General features: G+C 32.5%; 10 protein-coding genes. 5 read left to right on the forward strand and 5 right to left on the reverse strand.

Going from position 1 to position 7,393, the window contains the following annotated elements:
- Positions 1-40: 40 nt before the first annotated feature.
- From ACTHOQ_RS18430 to ACTHOQ_RS18445, 4 genes are all read right to left on the reverse strand, one after another.
- Positions 41-622 carry a hypothetical protein gene (locus ACTHOQ_RS18430; protein WP_440497634.1) on the reverse strand — a complete coding sequence of 194 codons (582 nt, stop codon included), beginning with the start codon at positions 620-622 and terminating at the stop codon, positions 41-43.
- Between the two features lie 108 nt (positions 623-730).
- Positions 731-1,681, reverse strand: coding sequence for a hypothetical protein (locus ACTHOQ_RS18435; protein WP_340776658.1), 951 nt, complete (start codon positions 1,679-1,681; stop codon positions 731-733).
- Positions 1,682-1,846: 165 nt separating this feature from the next.
- Positions 1,847-2,134, reverse strand: coding sequence for a hypothetical protein (locus ACTHOQ_RS18440; protein WP_340776660.1), 288 nt, complete (start codon positions 2,132-2,134; stop codon positions 1,847-1,849).
- Positions 2,135-2,190: 56 nt separating this feature from the next.
- Positions 2,191-2,445 carry a hypothetical protein gene (locus ACTHOQ_RS18445; protein ID WP_340776662.1) on the reverse strand — a complete coding sequence of 85 codons (255 nt, stop codon included), beginning with the start codon at positions 2,443-2,445 and terminating at the stop codon, positions 2,191-2,193.
- 182 nt (positions 2,446-2,627) lie between these two features.
- Here ACTHOQ_RS18445 and ACTHOQ_RS18450 point away from each other — a divergent pair, with 182 nt between their 5' ends.
- Entirely contained in the window at positions 2,628-2,945 is a 318-nt protein-coding gene (locus ACTHOQ_RS18450; RefSeq protein WP_340776664.1) for a helix-turn-helix domain-containing protein, read from the forward strand.
- A gap of 1,030 nt (positions 2,946-3,975) precedes the next feature.
- The gene (locus tag ACTHOQ_RS18455; protein WP_440497635.1) at positions 3,976-4,956 is read left to right on the forward strand and encodes a tyrosine-type recombinase/integrase; all 981 of its coding nucleotides are present in this window, start codon (positions 3,976-3,978) and stop codon (positions 4,954-4,956) included.
- Positions 4,957-5,003: 47 nt separating this feature from the next.
- Here ACTHOQ_RS18455 and ACTHOQ_RS18460 read toward each other — a convergent pair whose 3' ends face one another.
- On the reverse strand, positions 5,004-5,882 hold the full coding sequence (locus ACTHOQ_RS18460) for a coiled-coil domain-containing protein (RefSeq protein WP_440497636.1): 879 nt from the start codon (positions 5,880-5,882) through the stop codon (positions 5,004-5,006).
- Between the two features lie 267 nt (positions 5,883-6,149).
- On the opposite strand from ACTHOQ_RS18460, the gene ACTHOQ_RS18465 reads away from it, so the two are divergent.
- From ACTHOQ_RS18465 to ACTHOQ_RS18475, 3 genes are all read left to right on the forward strand, one after another.
- Positions 6,150-6,560: a hypothetical protein gene (locus ACTHOQ_RS18465; RefSeq protein ID WP_340776670.1), complete on the forward strand. Its 411-nt coding sequence runs from the start codon at positions 6,150-6,152 to the stop codon at positions 6,558-6,560.
- A 474-nt stretch (positions 6,561-7,034) separates the two neighbouring features.
- Positions 7,035-7,184: a hypothetical protein gene (locus ACTHOQ_RS18470; RefSeq protein WP_340776672.1), complete on the forward strand. Its 150-nt coding sequence runs from the start codon at positions 7,035-7,037 to the stop codon at positions 7,182-7,184.
- A gap of 1 nt (position 7,185) precedes the next feature.
- Positions 7,186-7,393: recombinase family protein (locus ACTHOQ_RS18475; RefSeq protein ID WP_440497639.1), on the forward strand; the 208-nt coding region annotated here is incomplete at its 3' end.

Genomic DNA, 7,393 nt, shown 5'->3' on the forward strand with positions numbered 1-7,393 from the left:
TGTGGAACAATCCGTTCGGGATGTTGCCCCAAGAAAAAACTTAGGCAGAATGTGTCCGAAAATTTGACGTAGATCCAAACATTTGTAATTCAATTTCAGAAATTTTTTGGGCAAATTCATAAAGCTTCAATAAATTACGACTTAACTCCAAATTTTTTGCATTTAAAATATCAATCTTTGCTTCCAATATTTGAATCGTTTGCGTATTTAGTAAAAAATCATGCTCAATATCGCTTGCAACTTCAGAAGGGGTATTCTTACCCTTATGTACATCTTGTATAAGGCCTAGCGCAAATTTAACATCAGTATAATTAAACCCTTGTTTTGAGCAAATTAAATTCGCTAGAAATATTTTATAAACATCATATATATCTAACTTATAATTCCTACCAACTCTTGAATCAACAAGATATTCGTCCTTAATTAGTAACTTCATTATATTTCTTACGTCATTGTCATTTCTGTCAAGGATACGAGCTACATCTATTGTTGAATATCTTCCTGCAACATTTAACGTTATCACTGACACAGGAAATAATTCTTCTTCATCTCTTTTTGTAACCAAATACTTATATAGTGGGTCCTCTTTAAACCTATTTAATAATAATTGTTTAATTTCCATAACTTCTCCTAACAGCACTCTTGCAGTGATTTAATATTAAGAGCATTCCTTAACGGTTAACCGATTAACGAATGCTCTCGACTTTACAAAACTGATTATATTCTATAATTAGAACTGTTCCCAACTAAATGTAGTCGTTGATGAATCCCACATAGCTTTAAATTCCTTCATAATATAGTTATAGAAATATTTAAACGACCAAATCCCAGCTGCTTGCTGGCCCGCCGCGTCCTCTTTAGTAATTTTGAGTTTGTAACACTCATCCATTAAGGTATATATATAACCGGGATCACCTACCACATTTAGAAGCTGGTCTATTAAACGTTCATCTTCTTTAGAAACAGCCACAGCATTACTTAAATATAAGTAATGAAATTTAATTAATTCCTTTTCATCCTCGACATTGGATTGATGAATATTCTCTGTTAGTAATTTTTGATTAGTAATATTTGAAGTAATCTCTGGTATTGTTACTGACATATTACCAATTGAGACATCCTTATTTTCCACTTTAGGGTCCGAAAAAGGTTCGTTCAAAAGGACTTTTTGGCTCTTGGACATTGTCAAATTGGCCCCTACAAAGTGACCTTTTTCTTTCTCATAATGGTAATAATGCTTTGTCTCCGCAACAGTAAGGCTGAATTCTTCAAATCCTTCAAGCTGGTGTCCTATAAGATTCAGATCATCAATGATTTTTCGTAAGTTAACACGGTATTGGTACGTTCGATCAACTTTCCACATAGGATTGTTTCTTCTTAAAAGAAATCCTTTATCAACTAAACTTTTTAAATACTTGCGAATCGTTTTCAAATTCGTATCAATCATTAATAACTCATTCTTTAATTCTTCCGCTGCCTTATAAATCCAGCCCCCCTCAAATTCATTCACTTCTTGCTGCATCCTAGCTGATTCTTCACTTAAAAACTGATCATATGTTTTAGTTCTTGGTGTCCAGTATAAAAACTGATTCAAAATTGCAGCTTCATCACGATGCATTGTTAAAATCACAAGTTCTTCCTTAATTACACTTCGTAGTAAAATATCGCGTTCTGATTTCATTTTTTAGCCCCCTCAAAAATTTCAAATCATCTTACACTCGGATTTTTCATTTTTTAAGGGCAAAACTAAAAAAAATCATTATTAGCTTCAAATGATTATAAAGACCTAAATTATTCATATAAAAAGATAGAGCTAAAAATTCCGGCTCTATCTAAAAGCAAACATTTATAGTTGAATACGAAAAGAACGTTTCTTACTACGATTTTTCGATTCAATTTTTTCATTGCTTATAAAATCAACATCCGATTTATCAGCATCTTCAACATAGTGTAAATCCGCTGCAACAATCGAAACATGATAGCCTTTTTCCTCCACTAACTTTCGAAGTTCTGCGAATAAATCAAAGTCTAAATTCTTATGAGCCTCATTACGTTCTTGAACTAAGTCATCATTAGCTTCAACTGTAGTAAATACTTGTAATGTGACTTCTCCACCATATAGCTTATTTTCCATTTCAAATCAAACTCCTTTTCCGAATCGTATTTTTAACTAAATACTGTTTATCCGTGTTAATTAGTTCTTCCTAGCTGTGAAAATAATTGATAAGCATCTTTGAATGCGTTTAAATACGTCATTTCATTTAATTGATGTATATAATTTTGGATTGCTCTGACTGATTCAATACTTTGCTCATTATCATTCGTTTGATTTTGAAGTAACTCTTCAATTGATTTAAAAATAGCTTTACATTCATCTGTTTCATATTGTGCATCTAATCGTTCAGCTATAAGAATAGCAAGTATAACTGATGTGTTATCTACCACAACACCACCTCTTTTTCTTTAAACGAAAATTTTCTTTTAACTACAATTCAATATTATCATTAAAAATATTGCTTGTAAAATAAGAAAACGATAGTCTATTTATAACGGCTATTTATATTTCTATTTATAACTAGCTTTATAAATAGTGAGGTGAGTTCGTCTTGGATAACAAGGGGATAGGCATGCTAATCCGAAAAATACGACAAGAAAACGACTGGAAACTAATTGATTTAGCTGAGAAATTGGATATTTCTTTCTCGTCATTATCGAAAATCGAGAATGGCACACAAGACATAACTTATACGATGTTGAGAAAAATTTGTAATCAGTTCGATTTATCACTAAGTCAGTTTTTCAGGGAATTGGAGCATAGTATTAATATTGAAGCAGAAGCAAACGATTTAGAAGAAATCGACATATTATTGGAATTAACAAAAGAAATTGAAAAACTTTCAGTTGTTCAACAAAAAGCTTTATATATTTTATTAAAACAACGCTAATTTTAATATTCATCTTTAGGAAGTTTGGTCCTAGACATAATAATTATTTTATTTTGTAGCAGTCTTACTCCCCTTTTAATAAGAAATCAAAATTTATTTCATTTAAAAATACTTCTTCAGGTGTAATAAATAGAGCCAGCCAATATAATGAAGGCTGGCTTTAATTATTTATTTCAAAAAAGTTCATTATGCCCCTTAAAATTCCATGGACATGCTGTTATATTGTTTATGTTAGTAAATTCACTTATTTTTTATTGTTTTTTTATCCAACAATTGCGAGATGTTTTTCTAAACACTCTTCTAAAAATCCTTCTTCGAAATGAAATCAAGGCATCTATCATGCGATTTCACCAACAAATTCAATCCATTCGCTTCAATTAATAATTCATTATTCGTAAACTAATATTCCCATTTTGATGGTTTCTATATAATAATTCAGCATTACAGAACAAAATAGCTCGTCACTACTTGTTCTGCCAATTAATTGGCGATTTATATATAATGAAAATCCAATTGTAAATCGTGCCGTTGCCAAACTTTACGTTGGTCTAATGCGCTAGCTGTTGCTCTGCATTAGTTAGAAATACCTTCTCCCCTTTAGCTAGGAGAAAAAATGATGATAACACATCTAAAAATGTAAGAAGCTAAATCAGTTGGACGGTCTGATCTATCGTCAAGTGCGTATGCGACTACGTCATCGTAGGTTTTTATAACTTTTGCCATTGGAATTTGTCTTAGGACAACATTCTCACTTTTCATCTAGTTGAGGGATGAAATCTGTGGAATACAGATATAAGTGAGCCGCACCTGTCTAAAATGACAACAAGTCGTGTACTTGTAGTGTGCAACGAAAACTCACCGAAATACTAAAGTCTTTCTTTTACACCATATAGACAGAAAGAAAATATTTAGGAAAAGCCTTTATTTTCTTTAACTGGTGTAATGAACTTTATATAAATTCTATAAAGATCAGACTTTTTAGCAGCAGGCGAAGTCTGTCTTTTTTTATTTTTTTGAAAGGAATGATTTTATGCAACATAAACGTGGATGGATTAAAACCGATGATGAAATTCGGGATTATGCAAATAAAGATGACGATTTGCACAACAAAGGGGCATACATTAATTTAATGACACAGCTAAATAAACTGGCTCGTCATAGTAAAGGCATTAGTGTTCATAAGTCGATGCAGCAATACTATCATCACGTTCACCTTTTCTGCTTATTTTTAGCAGATTATTTCAGTTTAAAAACATTAGCAAATATTCATGATAAACATATCGTCGCTTACGTCATCGAAAGACAAGATGAAGGAAAATCCGCTTCAACTATTAAAAATGATTTAGCAGCGATTCGCTATTTTCATGACCAAATTCCAAACACTCGATATCGAATTAGTGACAATCAAAAATTGAAAGAAAAGTACCCTGAATTTGATTTAGAGCGAAGAAAGTTCGGTGGTGTTAATCGCCGCGCCACAGAGTATGAATATCAAGCATTAGTAGCACTTGCTGCAAATTCGAAGAATCATAAATTATCGTACATTATTCAATTAGCACGAGAGCTTGGACTACGTGTTCACGAAGCGGTAAAAGTCGACCGCGCTAATGCTGAGAAAGCTTTAAGAACAGGTCTATTAACTGTGAAAGGAAAAGGCGGGTTAATCCGTAATGTTCCAATCAATAGTACTGCATCAACTATCTTGAAATCGGCTATGAGCGGCATTGAACGTGGTCATAAACTATTCGTTCCAGTGCATTTGAAAACACATCAAGTGATTCAACAAATACAGGATTTCGTACGTAATAACCGCGATAAAGTACGTGACCCATTTAATGACCGAGCTGAGGGTGTTGAAATAACTATGCATAGTTTCAGACATAATTATGCAAAAGAACAGTTCGAATACTTTTTAGAGGAAGGACATGAGCCAGAAGATGCGAAAAGAAAAGTATCGAGGTTGATTGGTCACCATCGAGCAGATGTAACTGATATATATTTAGCAGACTAACTAAAATAAGCCGGAACCTTTTACTTAGGTTCCGACTTATTTTAATTCTACTTTTTATTTTCACGTAGTTGCATAATTTCATTTTGTAACTGTTCATTCATTGTCTGTTGTGTTTTACGCAAACTTTCAATTTCATCATATAATTTACGTACTTCTTCATTATGATTGGCTTTTTCCTCAACTAGCGCTTGTGCTTTCTCTAGTTTCTTTTGCTCTACTACAAACTCCATTTCTTGCTGATGGTTCAGTTTTGTTTGCTTTAGTTCAACCTGTGTAGAAGCCAATTCACTTGTAATTGAAGTGATTTGTTCTTCTATAGTTTTTACTTGTTGTAGTAACACACTCTTTTCATTACTAAATTGTTCCTCATACAATTTCGACTTCCGAGTAAATTCTAATTTAATTCGTTCATTTTCGTCAGCGTATTCTTTATATTTCACAACAAAACCATTCAAAGTATCATTTTTATCTTTATACTCTTCAATGAGTGCTTGATTGTTATTTAGTATAATTTGATTTTTTGCTAATTGGTCTTCTAATTCAACAACTGTATTAGAATGTTCTTGAACTAACAACACATTCGCTTTCAGTGCATCTTTAGTAGTTTGAAGTTGCTGCTGTAAGTTTGTAATTAAATTTTCTTTATTTTGAAGTTGATCGGATACTTCTTTAACAGCGTGTTCCTTCAAATAAACTGAGCGTTGAATCATATTTACAATCAATTCATACATACGTGTTGTATGATGCTCTAGTTCAGTCAAATCTTGCTTGTAGTCGCTACTTCCCTCTTTAATTGCATTCGTTTCATATAATGCAACCGCACGCTCAAACCATTCTTTGCTCGTCAACCCGCTTGCTTCAATTACTAACTTAGCTTTTTCATAAAATTCTTCTCCTACTTTAAAGCCATATGTTTTATCAGCCATCCTATCACCTTTCCTGTTAACTTTTTTGATTGAATTTAAATTAGGTTAACCATGATAACTTTAGTTAACTTTAAAAGAAAAACTGTTTCTTAGGAAATGAGAGTTTGAAATCGATAACTACATTTCTGAACAATTTCAAAATATTATACTGACTGATTTATATATTTTAAGATGGAATTTCAATTTTTATATTCAATCATTATTGATTTAACTAGGAATATAGAAAATCGAAGTTATACTGTTTTGAGAATGGAGGTGAAGGTCAAAATGAATTTGGACCAAGCATTAAAACAAATCGAAGAGTTAAAGGCCGAATTAGCTCTATCTGAAAAGAAACTGATTAGCGAACAAAAACGACTACGAGAAATCATCGGAGCCTGGCGGAGAAAAGCTGAAGGCAAAGGTATATTCAAGGAAGAAATTCGAGAAGGCTATAATGCAGTATCAGGTATGCATTACAAAACTTACACCATTTCGTTACCTGCTGATCTGCCAATAGAAGAAATTTTAAGTTATTTAAAGACTGAAAGTTTACCCAATCTATATCCGTATGTATTCAAAAAAATTGATTATCTACCTCGATCAAAAGCCTGGGCCTTCGAAGTTGAAATGGATTTAAATTACGACATTCGTTTAGAAGAAGCATTTATAAAGCAATATTACGAAGAACATTTTTGATGCAATCCCCCAAATTGAAGAGTGGTAAATTTGCCATGAAAATACCTAGATGGTTTGGCGGTGAAACTTACCACCTTATTTTACCATCAACAACAAACGTTAGAACCACTTGGGTTCCAGCACTTTTTCAACTGGTAAGTTTGCTTCTAAAATACCTAGATAGTTTGGCGGCGAAACTTACCACCTTATTTTACCATCAACAACAAACGTTAGAGCCACTTGGGTTCCAGCACTTTTTCAACTGGTAAGTTTACACCTTAAATACCTAGATAGTTTGGCGGCGAAACTTACCACCTTTTTTCAACCACACCAAACCTCATCTAGCCTCAGATGTTTGTTCATCCAAAAAAAATTAATTTTTTTTATAAAAAGTTGATTTTTGCTATTAAAATCTATTAAATCATTGAGTAGAATGTTTTCACTTTTAGCTAAAAGTATTTTTTACCACTAAACTTTACAGGAGGAAAACATTCTATGAAAATTGATCGTAAATTTGATAATGTCGCACCCGTAACTGCTATTCGTGTCACTCTTGAAGTGTTATTTGACACATTTATCGCTCAGTATTATTCTGAAGATAAGGTGATTTCTACTGCATCTTCTTTTGTGAAGGAGGATGCATAAAATGAAATATGCAATCTATATTCGAATCAATACAGCAACAGACAATGAAAATGTGTCTATCACGAATCAAGTTACGCTCTTTGAAAACTTCATGAAGAAAAACGGCATAGAGCTTTATAAAATTTATTCCGATATCGCAGGTGGTTCAACTTTAGAGCGTGAAGGCATTCAACAATTGATGACAGATGCCAAGAAGAAAAAATTTGAAG

Source organism: Solibacillus silvestris, assembly GCF_051967575.1.
Classification (GTDB): domain Bacteria; phylum Bacillota; class Bacilli; order Bacillales_A; family Planococcaceae; genus Solibacillus; species Solibacillus silvestris_B.

What these genes read in the sequence shown, in the direction of transcription:
- ACTHOQ_RS18470 (WP_340776672.1), top strand. Translation starts at nt 7,035, where the DNA reads ATGAAAATTGATCGTAAATTTGATAATGTCGCACCCGTAACTGCTATT.
- ACTHOQ_RS18465 (WP_340776670.1), top strand. Translation starts at nt 6,150, where the DNA reads ATGAATTTGGACCAAGCATTAAAACAAATCGAAGAGTTAAAGGCCGAA.
- ACTHOQ_RS18460 (WP_440497636.1), bottom strand. Translation starts at nt 5,882, where the DNA reads ATGGCTGATAAAACATATGGCTTTAAAGTAGGAGAAGAATTTTATGAA.
- ACTHOQ_RS18435 (WP_340776658.1), bottom strand. Translation starts at nt 1,681, where the DNA reads ATGAAATCAGAACGCGATATTTTACTACGAAGTGTAATTAAGGAAGAA.
- ACTHOQ_RS18440 (WP_340776660.1), bottom strand. Translation starts at nt 2,134, where the DNA reads ATGGAAAATAAGCTATATGGTGGAGAAGTCACATTACAAGTATTTACT.
- ACTHOQ_RS18455 (WP_440497635.1), top strand. Translation starts at nt 3,976, where the DNA reads ATGCAACATAAACGTGGATGGATTAAAACCGATGATGAAATTCGGGAT.
- ACTHOQ_RS18450 (WP_340776664.1), top strand. Translation starts at nt 2,628, where the DNA reads ATGCTAATCCGAAAAATACGACAAGAAAACGACTGGAAACTAATTGAT.
- ACTHOQ_RS18430 (WP_440497634.1), bottom strand. Translation starts at nt 622, where the DNA reads ATGGAAATTAAACAATTATTATTAAATAGGTTTAAAGAGGACCCACTA.